Source organism: Stenotrophomonas sp. PE591 (assembly GCF_018320795.1).
Classification (GTDB): domain Bacteria; phylum Pseudomonadota; class Gammaproteobacteria; order Xanthomonadales; family Xanthomonadaceae; genus Stenotrophomonas; species Stenotrophomonas maltophilia.
Genome location: NZ_JAAOKO010000005.1, coordinates 226,515 through 243,253, shown reverse-complemented (window position 1 = coordinate 243,253; position 16,739 = coordinate 226,515). Strand labels below are relative to the sequence as shown.

13 protein-coding genes and 1 rRNA gene are annotated in these 16,739 nt (G+C 67.5%); 3 read left to right on the top strand and 11 right to left on the bottom strand.

Translation table 11 applies throughout. The features are described 5' to 3' along the window. Positions 1 to 109 (bottom strand): 16S ribosomal RNA (locus JLDANKMP_RS14795); the annotation flags it as partial. 641 nt (positions 110 to 750) lie between these two features. Between JLDANKMP_RS14795 and JLDANKMP_RS14790 the strand changes: the two genes are divergently transcribed. Beyond that, a complete protein-coding gene (locus tag JLDANKMP_RS14790) occupies positions 751 to 1,938 on the top strand; it encodes a benzoate/H(+) symporter BenE family transporter (protein WP_099481113.1) in 1,188 nt (395 codons plus the stop codon). 6 nt (positions 1,939 to 1,944) lie between these two features. On the opposite strand, the gene JLDANKMP_RS14785 is transcribed toward JLDANKMP_RS14790, so the two are convergent. The 5 genes from JLDANKMP_RS14785 to egtB all read right to left on the bottom strand — a co-directional run bounded on the left by JLDANKMP_RS14785 (position 1,945) and on the right by egtB (position 7,272). Then, complete coding sequence (locus tag JLDANKMP_RS14785) at positions 1,945 to 2,718, bottom strand: DUF2628 domain-containing protein (protein WP_212561511.1); 774 nt, start codon at positions 2,716 to 2,718, stop codon at positions 1,945 to 1,947. A gap of 51 nt (positions 2,719 to 2,769) precedes the next feature. After that, positions 2,770 to 3,636 (bottom strand): D-hexose-6-phosphate mutarotase, encoded by an 867-nt coding sequence (locus JLDANKMP_RS14780; protein WP_099481111.1) that lies wholly within the window; start codon positions 3,634 to 3,636, stop codon positions 2,770 to 2,772. 40 nt (positions 3,637 to 3,676) lie between these two features. Continuing rightward, positions 3,677 to 4,945 carry a lytic murein transglycosylase gene (locus JLDANKMP_RS14775; protein ID WP_212561510.1) on the bottom strand — a complete coding sequence of 423 codons (1,269 nt, stop codon included), beginning with the start codon at positions 4,943 to 4,945 and terminating at the stop codon, positions 3,677 to 3,679. Positions 4,946 to 5,029: 84 nt separating this feature from the next. Further along, positions 5,030 to 6,004 (bottom strand): L-histidine N(alpha)-methyltransferase, encoded by a 975-nt coding sequence (egtD, locus tag JLDANKMP_RS14770; RefSeq protein ID WP_024958386.1) that lies wholly within the window; start codon positions 6,002 to 6,004, stop codon positions 5,030 to 5,032. Then, on the bottom strand, positions 6,001 to 7,272 hold the full coding sequence (egtB, locus tag JLDANKMP_RS14765; RefSeq protein ID WP_049395802.1) for an ergothioneine biosynthesis protein EgtB: 1,272 nt from the start codon (positions 7,270 to 7,272) through the stop codon (positions 6,001 to 6,003). Before egtB ends, egtD begins: the two co-directional genes overlap by 4 nt. 150 nt (positions 7,273 to 7,422) lie before the next feature. Here egtB and JLDANKMP_RS14760 point away from each other — a divergent pair, with 150 nt between their 5' ends. Next, positions 7,423 to 8,703: a GGDEF domain-containing protein gene (locus JLDANKMP_RS14760; protein ID WP_212561509.1), complete on the top strand. Its 1,281-nt coding sequence runs from the start codon at positions 7,423 to 7,425 to the stop codon at positions 8,701 to 8,703. Positions 8,704 to 8,706: 3 nt separating this feature from the next. On the opposite strand, the gene JLDANKMP_RS14755 is transcribed toward JLDANKMP_RS14760, so the two are convergent. Further along, positions 8,707 to 9,099, bottom strand: a complete 393-nt coding sequence (locus JLDANKMP_RS14755; protein WP_005414942.1) for a YchJ family protein — start codon at positions 9,097 to 9,099, stop codon at positions 8,707 to 8,709. 102 nt (positions 9,100 to 9,201) lie between these two features. Here JLDANKMP_RS14755 and JLDANKMP_RS14750 point away from each other — a divergent pair, with 102 nt between their 5' ends. Continuing rightward, on the top strand, positions 9,202 to 9,981 hold the full coding sequence (locus tag JLDANKMP_RS14750; protein WP_212561508.1) for a TSUP family transporter: 780 nt from the start codon (positions 9,202 to 9,204) through the stop codon (positions 9,979 to 9,981). A gap of 153 nt (positions 9,982 to 10,134) precedes the next feature. Here the strand turns inward: JLDANKMP_RS14750 and JLDANKMP_RS14745 are convergent, their stop codons facing one another. The 4 genes from JLDANKMP_RS14745 to folE form a co-directional block, all read right to left on the bottom strand. Then, entirely contained in the window at positions 10,135 to 13,515 is a 3,381-nt protein-coding gene (locus JLDANKMP_RS14745; RefSeq protein ID WP_012481665.1) for an SbcC/MukB-like Walker B domain-containing protein, read from the bottom strand. A gap of 16 nt (positions 13,516 to 13,531) precedes the next feature. Further along, positions 13,532 to 14,233: a DUF4194 domain-containing protein gene (locus JLDANKMP_RS14740; RefSeq protein WP_005411692.1), complete on the bottom strand. Its 702-nt coding sequence runs from the start codon at positions 14,231 to 14,233 to the stop codon at positions 13,532 to 13,534. Further along, the gene (locus JLDANKMP_RS14735) at positions 14,220 to 15,689 is read right to left on the bottom strand and encodes a DUF3375 domain-containing protein (RefSeq protein WP_212561507.1); all 1,470 of its coding nucleotides are present in this window, start codon (positions 15,687 to 15,689) and stop codon (positions 14,220 to 14,222) included. The genes JLDANKMP_RS14740 and JLDANKMP_RS14735 overlap by 14 nt, the downstream gene beginning before the upstream one ends. 112 nt (positions 15,690 to 15,801) lie before the next feature. After that, the gene (gene folE / locus JLDANKMP_RS14730) at positions 15,802 to 16,413 is read right to left on the bottom strand and encodes a GTP cyclohydrolase I FolE (protein ID WP_004141296.1); all 612 of its coding nucleotides are present in this window, start codon (positions 16,411 to 16,413) and stop codon (positions 15,802 to 15,804) included. Between the last annotated feature and the right edge of the window lie 326 nt (positions 16,414 to 16,739).

The window sequence follows — 16,739 nt, the reverse complement described above, 5'->3', positions numbered from 1 at the left end:
TCCGCCACTCGCCACCCAGAGAGCAAGCTCTCCTGTGCTGCCGTTCGACTTGCATGTGTTAGGCCTACCGCCAGCGTTCACTCTGAGCCAGGATCAAACTCTTCACTTAAAACTGCATGATCCGAAGATCAAAATTTAAAGCTGCAGATGATTGATTCTGGCAACGTATCGCTTGCTTTAAAACAATTAATAGTTGCTTGATCAAACGTCTGCAAGATGGACAATCATCCTTCCTGCAGGCGCCTTCACAAGATACCTGCGCATACTTTCAAAGATCTTGGGAAGTGGCCTCAGCGCCGCTCCCGTGTGCTGCGAAGTTTCCTTCGTAGCGAGCCGCCCATTATAGCCGGCTTTTCCGCTTCGTCAACACCTTTTTTTCAAGGCCGTCTCACCGGGGTGGACGTTGTTGCCGATGCCGCTTCGTCGTTGGACCCGAAGGCCTTTCGTCGTTGCGAGCCGCCTATTATGCCGGACTTTTCGAGTCCGTCAACACCTTCGTTCGATCATCTCGTCCGTCGGTGGTGGCGTTGCTGTTTGCGTGCCGTTTCCGAAGAAGCGGTGCGCTGCAGCAAGGGAGCGAATTCTAGAGATCCTGCAGATTTCGTCAAGCATTTTTTTGCAGGGTGATGACAGAACCAAGGCGACGTCACGCATGGCATACGCTCGAAGATCACTGTGGCGTTGACCGCGCGTTGCGCGGTCAACGCCACAAGGGCTATCAATGCACGGATGCACAGTGGAGAGACGGCAATGAACATGCAGGTGCGGCAAGCGTGGTGGCGCGACCTTTCAGTACCGGCCCTCGTTGCCGGCTTCATTACTGTGCTGGTCGGCTTCGCCAGTTCGGCCGTCATCGTGTTCCAGGCTGCACAAGCTGTCGGTGCCAATCAGGCGCAGATCGCTTCATGGATGTGGGCACTGGGACTGGGCATGGGTGTCACCTGCATCGGGCTGTCACTGCGCTATCGGGTACCGGTGGTGACCGCATGGTCGACACCGGGCGCGGCGATGCTGGTGGTCGGTGCCGGCGGCGCATCTCTTTCCGAGGCCACCGGTGCATTCCTGCTCGCTGCGGTTCTGGGCATGCTGGCTGGCTTCTCCGGCATCTTCGCCCGGTTGATGCAACGGGTGCCGATGGCGCTGGCCGCCGGCATGCTGGCCGGGGTGCTGCTGCGCTTCGGTCTGGACGTGTTCGTGGCCATGAACACCCAGCTGGTACTGGCGCTGGCTATGTTCGCCACGTGGCTGGCCGGACGCCGCCTGTTCCCGCGCTATGCGGTCATCGCCACCCTGCTGGTCGGCATCGCGGTTGCGGCCAGCCGTGGCCTGCTGCACGCACAGCAGGTGCAGCTGCAACTGGCGGTACCGCAATGGGTGACCCCATCCCTGTCCTGGACCGCGGTGGCCGGCATCGCCCTGCCCCTGTTCGTGGTCACCATGGCCTCGCAGAACATTCCGGGCGTGGCGGTGATGCGGGCATCCGGCTACGACGCCCCGGTGTCGCCGCTGATCGGCTGGATCGGTGTGGTCAATACACTACTGGCGCCGTTCGGTGCGTACGCGCTGAACCTGGCGGCAATCACCGCCGCGATCTGCATGGGCCGTGATGCCCATGAGGACCCGGCACGACGCTATACCGCCGCCATGGCGGCAGGTGCCTTCTACATCGTCATCGGGCTGTTCGGTGCCACCGTGGCCGCACTGTTCGCTGCCTTCCCCAAGGAGCTGGTGGCCTGCGTGGCCGGTATCGCGCTGTTCGGCACCATCGCCAACAGCCTGGCCAGTGCGCTGGCGGTAGAGCGGGACCGCGAGGCGGCACTGGTCACCTTCCTGGTCACCGCCTCGGGCGTCTCACTGGCCGGCATCGGCTCGGCGTTCTGGGGCCTGGTGGCCGGTGCGCTGTGCCTGCTGGTGCTGCGGCCCCGTCAGGGCCGCTGACCAGCCCTACCCCGCCAGTGCGGCGCCGACGGTGCTCAGCGCCACCGCGATGACGATGGCGATCAGTGTGGCGACCACGCTGGTGCCGCCACGCGCGGTCAGCTCGCTGCGCAGCCGTGCATCATCGTCGCCGGTGACGGCACGGGCCTGGGCGATCAGGCGCTGGCAGTGTGCCAGGTACCAGCTGTTGCCAAAGATGCCGGTGGTGATGCTCAGCGCGAAGGTGATGACCAGCGACAGGCCATCCGGCACATCCAGCCAGGTCTCCACCACGCTGATCAGCAGCAGCAGGCCAGCCCACATCGCCGCCAGGCGGTACATCCTGCGGTACATCATCCAGATCAGCCCGAGCAGGAAGGCCGGCCAATGCCAGGTGCCACTGCCCGTGGCAACGCCCTGATCCAGCCGCCAGCGCTGGCGATAGATCGGGAAGTTGCCGCCGACCACGCTGGCGTACAAGGCCATCTCGCCCTCCAGCCCGGCAGCCGCAGCCCTGTCCGGTGCGGCGGCCGGCGCACGATAGGGATCGGACGGATCGCCGACATTCGGCGCGATGCCCTCAACCGCAGGGGCTGCGTCGATATCCAGGGCCGGAGCCACCTCGACGGGGGTGGAAGCCTGCTCCAGTTCCGCCAACGGCCGCCATGAGGGCATGCCTTCGCACCAGAGCAGGGTGCGCGCCGTAACCGTCCCTTCCTGCTGCAGCTGGCGAAGACCGGCCAGATCCACCGGCCCACTGCTCTGCCTGCCATTGGCGTACCACCATTGTGCTTCCTGCATGTTTTTCCGTCCTTGCTACCTGCATCGACAAACTGAAATCGCTGCCCGCGCCTACAGCGCGGTACTGCCCAGGGTCTGCACCAGTTGATGGCGCGCACCCGCCGCAAGCGTAATCTGCTCCGGGCCTGCGTTGGCCACTTCCAGGCATACGTAATCGCGCCAGCCCTCGCCGACATCGGCCATCCTGGCTGCCGCCTCGGCACCCGGATTCCAGACCACCAGCGTCTGGCTGCCTTCGCTGCGGATCTCGATCCGCCGCTGCAGTACGGGATCATGCAGCACGTAATGGCCGCCGGCACCGGTGTAGATGCGATCGCTGCGACCGGGATCACGTGGATCGCGCAATGACCACGGTCCCTGTTGCAGGCGCAGCTGTGCATAGTCCTCGTACTTGTCCAGGTACTGCAGGCCGTCAAGGCCCTCGACCTCGACCCGCTTGGCATCGCCCACCCGGAAATAGCTGTGCAGGGCCTGGGTGAATGTCACCGGCGAGGTTCCGGTGTTCTCGGTGACCAGCTGCTGGCGCAGCTGGCGGCCAATGCGCAACTGCATCTGCAGGCGCAGGCCGCGATCGGCGCCGGGCGCAGGCGCCAACTGCAGCTCGACCTCGCCATCATCGCGCTGGCTGGCCTGCAGAAGCTCCCAGCGCGCGGTACGTACCAGGCCATGCGCCGGTACATCGGCGCTCTGGCCCTGGCGACCGAACCACGGCCAGCACACCGGGACGCCACCGCGGATGGGCGTGGGCAGCTCGGCGCGCGTGGGCGAAAGCCACAGCAGATCGGGCTGCCCATCGGGAATGAACGACAGCAGCTGGCCGCCGAACACGCTGACGACCGCCGTGGCGTTGGCGGTTCGCACCTGCCAGGCCTCCAGGCCGTGATACAGGCCGGTGCTGATGTCCGGATTCGACTGCATGCGATGACGCTCCTTGAAGACCGCGGCGATGATGTCGCGGTCAACGTGCCGCCGGCAAGGCTTTCTGCCCAGCGGGTGCGATGGCGGTCGCCTCTTCCTGCAGCGTGCGCAGGATGCGCTGGCCTGCGCGGCCGTCCACCTCGCTCCAGCCCAGGCGCTGCTGCTCGGCCTGGATCGCGCGGCGCGTGGCGGTACCGATCATGCCGTCGGCGGCACCGATATCGTGGCCGCGGGCCAGCAGCAGGGTCTGCAGCTGGCGGCGCTCATCGCGGCCCAGGCCCGGGTCATCGGTCGGCCAGGCGGTGGCCAACCCGTTGCCGCCACGCAATTGGTCAGCCAGCGTCGCGATCGCCAGCGCATAGCTTTCGGCGGCGTTGTAGCTGTAGATCGCGTCGTAGTTGCGGAACACCAGCAATGCCGGGCCCTTGTTGCCGGCCGGCAGCAGCAGCGCGGCGCGCGCATCCGCCGGCAGGTTGGCCGGAGCCAACACGCTGCCATCCAGCGCAGTCACGCCCTGCGCACGCCAGTCGGCCAGGGCGCGACGCTGGGTGCGGCCGGCCTGGCTGGCGTTGAAGCCGGCGGGAACACGGACTTCCATGCCCCACGGTTCGCCACTGCGCCAACCGGCACGCTTCAGATAGTTGGCGGTGGAGGCCAGCGCGTCAGGAATGCTGCCGACCAGATCGCGGCGGCCATCGCCATCACCATCGACCGCGATACGGGCGTAGGTGCTGGGCATGAACTGGGTGTGCCCGAAGGCGCCGGCCCAGGACCCGGTGAGCCCCTGGGCCTGCAGGTCACCGCGATCGATGAGCTTGAGCAGCGCCAGCAGTTCGCCACGGAAGAAAGCCTGGCGGCGGCCGGCACAGGAAAGCGTGGCCAGCGACTGCAGCAGCGGGCGTTTGCCGAATACGCGGCCATAGTCGCTCTCCACCCCCCAGACCGCGACGATGGTGGCCGGATCGACGCCATACTGCGCGGAGACGCGATTAAGCAGATCGCGATGTTGCTGCAGCAGGGCGCGGCCATCAGCCACGCGCTGGCGATCGACCAGCGCGGCCAGGTAGTCCCAGATCGGCGTGGTGAATTCGGGCTGTGCATCGAGCAGGCCGAGCACGCTGGGGTCCGGGGTGAGGCCGGCGGTGATCGCGTTGAAACGGTCGGCACTGATGCCTTGTGTCACAGCGGTGGCCTGCAGGCCCGACAGGCAGCGGTTGAACGCCGGATCGATGTCGCCGGCAGGAGCGGCGGGCGCTGTCGGCGCCGAGGCAAGAGCGGCCGCCAGGCCGAGCGTGGTCAGAATGGGCATGGCGTCCTCCGTGTTGCCGTTGCACGGCCATCTTAGGGGTAGCGGTGCTGCTGAACCTGAAGCGGTACCGGCTGGCCGTCCGCCCTAGATGGCACGCAACAGGCGCAGGCCATAGGCCGGGCCTTCAGCATCCCAGCGCTGCATGACCTGCAGGCCAGCCGGCCGCAGCAGCGCTTCGAAGCTCTCGTCGGTGTACTTGTGGCTGTATTCGACGCGGATCGGTTCGTCGGCCTCGAAATGGAAGGTCCGGCCATCCAGATGGACGTCCTGTGCCCGCTGGCTGACCAGATCGGTCTCGATGCGCAGCCGCGCGACGCTGTAGCGGGCACGATGACGGAAGCCCTGCAGATCGAAGTCGCTGCCGACCTCGCGGTTGAGGCGGGCCAGCAGGTTCAGGGTGAATGCGGCGGTGACGCCCTGCGCATCGTTGTAGGCCGCCTCGATCAACGCCGGGTCCTTGTGCAGGTCGATGCCGACCAGGGCCAGGCCATCACGCCCCATGGTCTGGCGCATCGCGCGCAGCAGCGCGACCGCGTCCTCGCCTTCAAAGTTGCCCAGCGTGGAACCGGGGAAGAACAGCAGCCGTCGCGCGGGGTCGCGTTCGGGCATGGGTACGGCGACGGGACGGGTAAAGTCGGCACAGACCGGCAGCATCTCCACCTCGGGCAGCGCCGGGGCCAGATGGTCGATGCTGGACAGCAGCGCGGCACGCGAGATTTCAATCGGCGTGTAGGCCACCGGGTCGTGCAGGGCGGCCAGCAGCAACGCGGTCTTGCGGCCACTGCCGCTGCCCAGTTCCACCACGTGCAGATGCGGCCCGACGCTTCGGGCGATGTCCTGCAGTACCCGTGAAAGCAGGGCCAGCTCGGTGCGCGTGGGGTAGTACTCGGCGGTCTGCGTGATCTGCTCGAACAGGCGCGAGCCGCGCGCATCGTAGAAGTACTTGGACGGCAGCTGGCGCGGCGTGCGCGACAACCCGGCCACCACGTCGGTGAGGATCTGCTGGCGGCCGGGGGTGAGATCGGTCAGCGCCTGCAGTGCGTCGTGCACCGTACTCATGCGAGGTCCCTGGCCAGGCGCAGCCCGGAGAACTGCCAACGCGCCGGGGGCATGAAGAAGTTGCGGTAGCTGGCACGCACGTGGCCACGCGGCGTGGCGCAGCTGCCACCGCGCAGCACCCATTGCCCGCACATGAACTTGCCGTTGTATTCACCGAGGTTGCCGGCGAAAGGGCGGAAGCCCGGGTAGGCGCCATACGCGCTGTGGGTCCATTCCCATACATCGCCGAACAGCTGACGCAGTCCACTGCCCCCTGCAGCCTGCGGGTGCAGCCGATCGTCATCGGCAAAATGACCGCGAGGCGGCAGCGTTGCGGCGGCAGCCTCCCACTCGAACTCGCTGGGCAGGCGCGCACCGGCCCAGCGGGCGCAGGCATCGGCCTCGTAGTAGCTGAGGTGGCAGACCGGCGCATGCGGATCCAGTTCGCGCCAACCGCCCAGGGTGTACTCGCGCTGCAGGGCGTCATCCCAGTACAGCGGGTGCTGCCAGCCCTCGGCTTCGCGCAGCGCCCAGCCTTCGCTGAGCCACCAGCGCGGTTCGCGGTAGCCGCCGGCGTCGATGAAGGCGCGGTACTCGGCATTGCTGACGGGGCGCTCGGCCAGTGCGTGCGCGGGGAGCAGCACGCGATGCGCCGGCGATTCGTTGTCGTAGGCGAAGGCGGTGTGCTGCGGCCAGGCTGCGGCGCCGATGGTGACGATGCGCTCGGGCGACTCGATCCAGCCCTGCGCACTGGCAGCGCTGGTTGCAGGCTGCAGGTCCTCGCGGTAGGCCGGCTGCAACGGATTGCACCAGAACGCGTGCTTGATGTCGGTGAGCAGCAGTTCCTGGTGCTGCTGTTCGTGCTGCAGGCCCAACTGCAGGTGCTGCAGTGCCTGCTCATCAAGGTCGCCTGCCGCCAGCCGCGATTGCACCTGTGCATCGACCTGCTGGCGGTAGTCGCGCACCTGCTGCAGCGATGGCCGCGACAGCAGCCCACGCTGCGGCCGGGCATGCGCCGGGCCGAGGCTCTTGTAGTAGCTGTTGAACAGGTAGTCCCAGGCGGGGTCATGCGCCGGTGCAGGTGGGAAGCCGGCCAGCACGAAGCGTTCGAAGAACCAGGTGGTGTGGGCCAGGTGCCATTTGCTCGGGCTGGCATCGGCCATGCTCTGCAGCATGGCATCTTCGGCGCTGAGGGGGGCTGCCAAGTGCATGCTGCGGTTCCGCACACATGCGTACTGGCGGGCGAGATCGCGCTGCGGGGCAGCGACGGCGGTGGCTACGCTGTCCATCCGGGCAGCATCTGCGCAACAGGGTGAGTGCGATGTCATCGTTCGACGTCAACGCGTTCACATGCGTGACCATCCCGCATTCAAGAAGCCGGTGCGAACGCCGCTAACGGCAATGCTGCGGCCGCGTCGTCACCGCGCTGGAATTCCTGCTTGCCCCTGCATCCGCTCCGCCAGCCTGCGCATTACCTGTTCGTGCTGCCCGCCGTGCTGGTTGCCGTGGTGCTGTGGGCAGCACTGGGCAACGAAGACGTTGCCAGTCCGGCCCAACGCATCCTGCCCTGGCTGCTGGCCTGCCTCGGTGCCGGCCTTGCCCTGCTCTACCACCAGGTGCGTACGCTCTGCCTGCTGCTGGTGGTGGCGGTCATGTTCGCGCTGCTGCACCAGGACGTGGGCGGCTACCTGCACAGCGGCCATGTCACGGCGCTGACACCGCTGCGCTTCCATGCCATTTCGGCCTGGTTGCCCTTGCTGTTCGCGGGCCTGGCATTGTGGCCCGAGCGCGGGCGGCGCCGCCACGACCTGCTGTTGCGCTCCGTCGCCAGCGGCACGGCACTGCTGATCTTCCTGCTGCTGGCCACGCAGCAGCCGCGCGGCATGCACGATCTGCTGTCGAACCGTCACTGGGCGTGGATCCCGGTCGACTGGAACGCGCTGGCGCAGCTGCCAGCGCTGCTGTTCCTTCTGGCAACCGCCGCGCTGGGCTGGCAGGCCTGGCGGCATCCGCGCCCGTTGCACACGGCGATGCTGCTGGCCCTGCTGTGCCTGTGGTGGATGCTGCCACGGGTGTTCCTGCAGCCGGTGCTGCTGTCGGCACTGGCCAGCGCGGCCCTGCTGCTGATGCTGGGCGCGATGCTGCAGGAGTCCTTCCATATGGCCTTCCGCGATGAGCTGACCGGCCTGCCGGGGCGCCGCGCCTTCAATGAGACCCTGCAGCGGGCGCGCGGCACCTACAGCATCGCGATGGTGGACGTGGACCACTTCAAGTCGTTCAACGACACCCACGGCCACGATACCGGCGACGACGTGCTGCGCCTGGTGGCCTCGCGCCTGGGCCGGGTGGGCGATGGTGGCCGGGCGTTCCGCTATGGCGGCGAGGAGTTCGCGGTGGTGTTCCTGGATCGTCCCGCAGCCGCCTGCGTGGATGCAGTCGAGGCGCTGCGGCAGACCATCGAGGACACCCGCATGCAGCTGCGCGACCGGAGCACACGCAGCCGCGACGATGAAACGGGGCGCCGGCAGCGCGGACGCGGCGGAAGCGGGCAGACAGTGCAGGTGACGGTGAGCATCGGGCTGGCAGACAGCCGCGTGGATGAGCGGCCAGCGGCAGTGATCAAGGCCGCCGACCAGGCGCTGTACGCAGCCAAGGACGGTGGCCGCAACCAGGTCCGCGCGCATGCCGGCCAGCGCGTGCTGGCGGCACGCGGCGGCTGAGGCTCACACCGCGTCGAGGTAGTACCAGCGGCCGTCGACGCGCAGGAAGCGGCTGTGCTCGGCCATCTTCACCGCGCTGCCGCCGCCCACGCGGTAGCGGGCGGTGAAGCGCACTTCGGCGCTGTCGGCGCCGGTGACGGTGTGCTCGTGCACGGTCAGGCCCAGCCAATGCGTACGCTGGCCGGGCGCATCATCCAGCGACAACTCGGCGGGACGGGTATCCGGATGCCAGCTCTGGCGCAGATAGTCCGCCAGCCCCCGCACATAGGCGCTGTAACGTGATCGCATCAGGCGCTCGGCATCGGGGGCGGCCTCACCGGCATGGAAACGGCCACAGCAGGCGGCGTACTCGGCGGGAAGGCCGCAGGGGCAGGGATCGGTGGGTTTTCGGCTCATGCGGACATTGTCGCCGGGTTGTGCGGATGGATCCACGCGGGGCACCGGTCAACCAGTGCAGGACAGGCGTATGCTGTCGCGCCCCCATATCGATTGATCGCCGTGCTGGAACTGGTTCCCCCTGAGTTGTGGTGGCTGGTGGTCATCGCCTTCATCGCCGGGCTGGTCGATGCCGCCGTCGGTGGTGGTGGGCTGGTGCAGCTGCCTGGCCTGTTCACGGTGCTGCCGCAGCAGACGCCGGCGATGCTGTTTGGTACCAACAAGTTCAGTTCGATGTTCGGTACCGGTGCGGCCGCCTGGCGCTATGCGCGCAACGTGCGCTTCCCGTGGAAGCCGGTGTTGTTCGCGGCCGGCACGGCCTTCATGTTCTCCTTCGCCGGCGCCACCGCGGTAAGCCTGCTGCCCAAGGACGCGGTGCGCCCACTGGTGCTGGTGCTGCTGGTCGCGATGCTGGCCTACACACTGTGGAAGAAGGACTTCGGCGCGCTGCACCGGCCACAGGAGATCGGCCGCCGCGAACTGGTGATCGCGCTGGCGATCGGTGCGGCGATCGGCTTCTACGATGGCTTCTTCGGGCCGGGCACCGGCAGCTTCCTGATCTTCCTGTTCGTGCGCTTCTTCGGGCTGGATTTCCTGCGCGCCTCGGCGGCATCAAAGGTGGTGAACCTGGCGACGAATGTGGCGGCGATCTCGTTCTTCGTGCCGACCGGCAACATCCTGTGGCTGTTCGCGCTGCCGATGGCGGCGGCCAACATCATCGGTTCGGTGGTGGGCACGCGCCTGGCGCTGAAGGGCGGCACGCCGTTCATCCGCAAGCTGTTCGTGGGGCTGGTGGTGGTGCTGATCGCGCGGATGGCGTGGGATACGTTCCACGCTGCGTGAACGCGGTTGCCGGCCAGCGGCCGGCACTACCGGGTCATGAACCCCGCCCATGGGTAGTGCCGGCCGCTGGCCGGCATTCCCCATCCGATCGGGTCATGAACCCCGCCCATGTAGTGCCGGCCGCTGGCCGGCATTCCCCTTCAATCGGCCAGGTCAGGCGTCGGCTTCTTCCGGTTCGTTGGCCTGCTGGCGGCTGCGCTCGGGCAGCTTCAGGCGCTTGCCTTCCTCGTCATACTCGATCAGCAGCACGCCGGAATCGTGGCGACCGCTGATTTCGACGAAGCAGGCGCCGCCGATGAACGGTTCCAGCGTCATCACCGACTTCAGCGGGGTGGCAACCACCATCTGGAAGCCGAAGTTGTCGAAGATGTTCATTGCCAGTGCGGTGAACTCGTTATCGGCCTTGTCGAAGGCTTCGTCGAGCACCACTGCGGCGTAGCTGGGCAGCTGGCTGTCGGCACCGCCGAGCTGGTAGCGCAGTGCCGCGGCCAGGCAGGTGGTAGCCAGTTTCTGGCGCTGGCCACCGGACTTGCCGGCGCCGCTGCGGTAGATCTCGACCTGCTGGCGCGTTTCCGCATCCAGCTCGACGCCGATGAACTCCACGTGCATGCGCACGTCCAGCACCAGCTCGCGCCAACGCTTGTCCTCGCCTTCCTGCGAGCCCAGGCGGTTGACCAGCTGGCGCAGCACGGTGAACTGCGATTCGGCCAGCTCGCGCTGCTCGGTCTGCTGCTGCGACAGCACTTCGCGCAGCTGCAGCTGGAACTCGCCCACTTCCGGCAGACGGCGGTCGCTCAGTTCGATGGTCAGCAACGTACCACGGTTGAACGGCACCTGTTCCAGGCTGGCGTTCACTTCATCCAGGCGCTGGCCGATCGACTTGCGGGCCTCGGCGCTGTGGCGCTGCAGGGCCAGCAGGTTGTTCTTGCTCTGGTTCTGCAGCAGATCGAAGAAGCGCTCTTCGTGCTGCGGCAGGCCATCGCGCTCCAGTCGTTCGAGGCGTGCGAGGAAGTCCTCGGCCGAGGCCACCGACACGGTGAAGTCGCCCGATTCCTCCGGCCACTGCTGGATGAAGCGACGGAAGCAGCCGATCAGCTGGTTCTCGATGCGGTTGAGGTCCTGCTGCGAGGACGACAGCTGCTCGTTCAGCGCGTTGCTGACCTGGCGCATGTGCGCTTCCAGCGTTTCCAGGCTGAGCGGACCCTGCTCCTGCAGGCGCTCGGCAAGGCCGGCTTCCTGCTCCTGGGCCAGGCTCGGCAGCACCAGCGCACGGCTCTGCTGGCGCGCGCGGTCCAGGCGGTCGCGTTCCTTGACCAGCTGCCCGCGCTCGACGCGGACGTCTTCATAGGTGCGGCGGGCCTGCTCGATGTCGGCGCGCACGGCGTCGATCTGCTTGGCCAGCTTGGCGAGGTCGGCATTGCCTTCGCGCAGGTCGCGCAGCGTGGCCTCGATGTCGCTCAGGCGCTGCTGCGGAGCGGCGATGTCGATCTCGTTCCAGCTGATGCTGACCAGCTCGTGGCAGGCCAGGCGGCGTTCGTTGTCGCGGTCACGCTGCCCACGCAGGCGCGCGATGTCGGTCTCGCAGCTGGCGATGCGCTTGGCCAGTTCCTGAGCTTCGCGCTCGAAGGCGCCCACCTTGTCGTGGTTGTTGAAACCGAGGATCCAGCGACGGCGGTCGCCCACCGCACTGCGGTCATCCTTCTCGAAACGGTCGCCCGGATGCTTGACCTGGCCTTCGCGGGTGATGCCGCGGTCGACGTTGCGCAGCTGCTTGGCATCCACGCACTCGTAGTCGAATCGCTTGCCGAGCTCGCGGCGCAGCCAGCTTTCGAACACGTGTTCGCGCAGTTCCAGCTTGTGCAGCAGCGACTTCGCCGACGGCTCACGGGCGAACGCATCATCGTTGCGGCGCACGCGGTAGTAGGTGAAGCGCATGCCCAGGTGGGTACGGTTCACCCACTCGGCGACGTCGTTGTAATGCTTGTCGTCGACCAGCAGCGACAGCGCGAAGCCACCCAGCACGCGCTCGATGGCACCCTGCCAGCCCTGCTCTTCCGAGCGGACCTGGATCAGTTCGCCGACGAACGGCAGCGCCGCTTCAGCGATGCCGGTTTCCTCGGCCAGGCGCGCGCGCAGCTTCTGCATCGGCGCCGGGATGTTGGAGGGCGTGCGCTGCATCGCTTCGAGTTCCGCACGGACTTCGCCGAAGCGGCGCTCGTCATCGCGCTTGCCACCCAGGCGATCGCTGATCGCATCGTCCAGCGCCGAAGAGGCGCGCTGGCGGTCCTGCAGCTCGTTCTGTGCGCGCTCGACCAGTTCGGCGAAGCCGTGTGCGTCGTCCGGCAGTTCGGCCCCCAGCTGCTGCGCGGCCAGGCTTGCCTGCTCGCGCTTGGCCTGGCGGCGGTCGCGCTCGGCTTCGGCGCGGCCCTGCTCGCGTTCCAGTTCTTCAATGCGCTCACCGCCCTGCTGGCGACGCTGCAGTTCCAGTTCGGCCAGGCGCTCGGTGTGATTGTCCAGTGCGGCACGGCGCTGGGCTTCTTCGCCGAGCAGGCCACGGTCACGCACGTCCATCTCGCGCAGGCGCGCTTCGATCAGCGCCTGGCGGCGGCTTTCACGGAAGCTGTCGACGCCGAGCTTGAGGGCTTCGTCGTCGCCGCGCCGGCGGTGCATTTCCTTCAGGTCGTTGTAGTAGGCGCGTGCCGGCAGCAGAGTCTCCACCTGGCGACGGGCGGTGACCACCGCCTGGTGCGCGCCATCGAGCTCGGCGAAGTCGCTGACCAGGCGCTCGGCGGCGTCGAAGGTCTTCGGCGTGTCGAGCATGAAGTCGCGCAGGAAGACGTTGAGGTCGCCCAGGTTCTTCGCCGACTGCGTCTTGTGCAGCAGGCGCAGCGCCATCTCGTTGTCGATGCCGAGCAGGTCGCGGAAGCGCTCGGCGTAGCCGGAGAAGGTGTCGAAGTGGTGCAGGTCGGACAGCTTCTGCTTGAGCTTGCGCAGGTCCAGGTCGAACCCACCAAGATCCTTGGCGATGTCGAACGGGCGCTCGGCAATCATGTAGTGCTTGCGCACGTCACCGGCCGAGGTGCCGTTGCCGGAGATCCACAGCAGGCGCACCAGGCTGACCACGCGGCCATCGCCGGCGCGGTATTCCAGCACCAGTGCGGTCCAGGTGGCGCCCTTGCGCAGGTACTGGGTGGCGATTTCGCCGGTGCCGCTGTCCTGCTGGTCAGCCCACGCGCCACGCACGTAGGACACCAGGTTGCGGTCGCGGCCACTGCGCTCGGCTTCACGCGCAGCAGCGTTGAAGTCGACGATGGCCGGCGGCGTCAGCAGCGCGGACATGGCATCGAGCAGTGTCGACTTGCCCGAGCCGGAACGTCCGACGAACAGGAAGCCGCGCTCGGCGATCGGTACTTCGGTCAGGCCGTTGAAGGTGCCCCAGTTGTGCACCTGCAGGCGGCGCATGCGGAACTGCTGCAGGCGCGGGTCCGGCAGGCCTTCGTTGAACAGGGCGGGAGTGTGCTTGGAGATAGCCATGCGATGGTCGGGTCTCTCAGGCCTCGGCGGCCGGGGTTTCGCGCAGCTGGCGGTAGACCGCCGAGAGCTGGGACACGTCTTCGGCGGAGAACAGCAGCTTCAGCGCCGGCGAGACTTCGTGGCGGTCTTCCTGGCCGCTGAGGCGGGTCAGGATGTGGTTGTCCTTCATCTTCTGCACCGCCGAGGCGACGCGGCGGTTGAAGCCGGCGCGGTCGGTGGACAGGTTCTTTTCGTAGATGGCCAGTGCTTCGGCCATTTCGGCATCGGCGACCACCGCGCGGTTGCCGCGCGCATCGGCTTCGGCCAGCTGCTGGCGCAGGTACAGCAACAGCACCGAGTCGATGAAGGTGAGCGGCGAGGTGCGCAGCAGCACCGGCGCGTCGACGTCTTCGGTATCGGCCTGGCGGGTGAACGCCACGCCGCTGTCACGGTCGAGCACCAGTTCCAGGAACAGGTCCGCCAGCGACGAGCGGATGGCCGCTTCGCTGCGGATCAGTGCCGGCCACAGCTTGGCGTGGCGCAGCTGGTCGATGCTGGGGCCGATCAGCAGCTGGCACAGCGCGCGGCGCGCATCCAGCGGCAGGCGCCCGGTGTCGCCGAGGTAATAGACGTCGTTGCCACGGCGGGGCTGCGCCACGGCCGCCACCGGTTCGGCCTCGTAGGCGTCTTCCGCCACGTCGGCCTGCGCTGCGTCGATGGGATCTTCATGCCAGCTCATGGCGTCTCTCCTGGGTGAACCAAACCAGCGGGATGCGGGCGCGACGGATCTGGCCGTCGCCACCACGCCATTGCGCAAGCTCCTGCTCGCCGGCGACCACGTTGCCGAAGCGCGTGCCCAGCGACAGATAGCCGATGACGCTGCCAAGACCCTGCGGCGCTTCGCGCTGCGACAGGGCCTGGGCGATGCTGAGCCGCGGCTGTGCATCGAGCAGGTCGTGCAGGTCGCGGCGCAGGGTGCGGAAGTCGATTTCGGACGAAGCGACCAGGTCGCCGACGCTCTCCAGGCTGATCGCGGCCGCGTCGTTGTACTCGACATTGCCGTCGACCTGGGCGCTGCGCGGATCATGCAGCTTCCACTGCGACCACGAGCGCAGGCGGCTGGTGGTCAGCTGCAGGTCGCGGCCGATGCCGCGTTGTGCGGGGAATTCGTCGCGCAGGGCCAGGGCTTCGGACTGCGCCTGCTTCAACAACTGGTTGAGGCGGCGCTGTTCCAGGTAGCCACGGCTCTGCACGAAGCCGCGCAGGCTGCGCGCGAAGTTCTGCAGCACGTCGTGCACCTGGCCACCGCGCTCGAGCATGGTGCTGGTGAAGCTGCGCAGGAAGTTGCGTTCGTTGCGGTCCAGGCGGCGGGCGAAGCCGCGCGCCAGCACTGCTTCCAGCGCGGCATCGAGCTGGGCACTCTGTTCGGCGTCGTTGAGCAGCCGCCAGAAGGCCTGGAAACTGCGCCCGGCGTCACTTTCGCCAATGACATCCACACCTTCGAACAGCTGCGACAGCACATCGCCGCGCTCGCCCTCGTCGTCGATGATGCGTTCGCGGAAATCGCGGTTGAGCTGCTCGAAGTCATCGCGCACGCGGCGGAAGTCCTCGGTCAGCTCGTCGGCCAGGCCGATGATCTGGCGGGTGCGTTCCAGCGCGCGCTTGCCGTCCAGCGCAACCACGCGGCCGGTGCCGACCCGGGCGATTTCGGCATCGATGCGGTCGCGCTCGTCGTGCAGCGCGGACAGGCGCGCATCGGGATCGGCTTCGGTCTGCGCAGCCAGCGCCGAGAGCTGCTCAATGACCAGCGCCAGGCGGCTTTCGGTGGCGGCCACGCGGGCCTGCTCGAGGCCGTCGGCGAAGCGGATCGCCTGCAGTGCCGCGGTCGCCAGCTCGTACTGCTCCTGGTCGGCGCCTTCGGGCAGACGGCGTTCCAGCCAGCCCTGGGCCAGCCAGTGCGCGATGTAGGCCTGGGCGGTGCGCGGCAGCTCGCGCGAGAGTTCATCGCCGGCCAGCTGGTCCAGCGCGCGCTGCAGTCGCTCGTTCAGTACCGAGGACGGCAACGTGCGCTCGCCGTCCATCAGCAGGCCCTGCAGCAGGCCGATGATTTCCGGAGCGTGGTCGGCGGCAAGCAGCTTCCACTGGGGCTGTTCGCGCAGGTGGCGGTAACGGGCAATGCGTTCGCGATGCTTCATGCAGCGAAAGAAGTCTGTAGGGCTGACAGGGACAAACCGCCATGCACAGCTGCCGCGTGGACAGCCGTGGGCATGCCGGCCTGCAGGAGCCGGCGTGGTGCGGGCAAGCGGCTCAGCGCTTGCCGCCCACTTCGATGAAGCGCAGGAACTCGGCGCGGGTACGCGCGTCGTCGCGGAAGCTGCCCAGCATCTTGGAGGTGACCATGCTGACGCCGCGCTTGTGGATGCCGCGGGTGGTCATGCACTCGTGGGCGCCTTCGACGACCACGCCGACGCCGATCGGCTGCAGCACATCCTGGATGCACTGGGCGATCTGCGCGGTCATCTTCTCCTGCACCTGGAAACGGCGGGCGTAGGCTTCGACGACACGGGCCAGCTTGCTGATGCCCACCACCTTGCCGGCCGGCAGGTAGCCGACGTGCACGCGGCCGATGATCGGCGCCATGTGGTGCTCGCAGTGGCTTTCGTACTCGATGTCGCGCAGGACGATCAGCTCGTCGTAGCCGGCCACTTCCTCGAAGGTCCGCTCCATGTAGGCGCGCGGGTCGTCGCGGTAACCGCTGAACCAGTCGCCATAGGCTTCGGCGACACGGCGGGGGGTATCCAGCAGGCCTTCACGGGACGGGTCCTCGCCGGCCCAGCGCAGCAGGGTGCGCACGGCATCCTCGGCCTGGTCCTGGGTCACGTCGCCCTGCGGGGCGGCCTTTTCGTTGTTCTTGCTCATTGCGTACAGCGTCCCGAACGGGGGGCGAGCATCGTACCCGACCGGGGGGTGGGTCGTCCTGTTGGGACGGTTCATCGGGGGTCGTTGTTGGCGCGTCGTTGCTATCGGTTTGGAGGGGGAGAGGGGGCAGCGCAGGACACGCCGTAAACCCGTCCATGGGGGCTCGGTCGGCGCATCCATGCGCCTCACGGTCCTGCCCTGCCGCCCTTCCCCATCCCTGACAGTTTCCCGCGGGCGCGGCCGGACCGCCCGAAAGCGGGGGCAAAAGCGGGGTTCATGGCTTCGGAAGCGGCGCGCCGCTGCTGTGGTGTTTTGTGCTTTGGTGG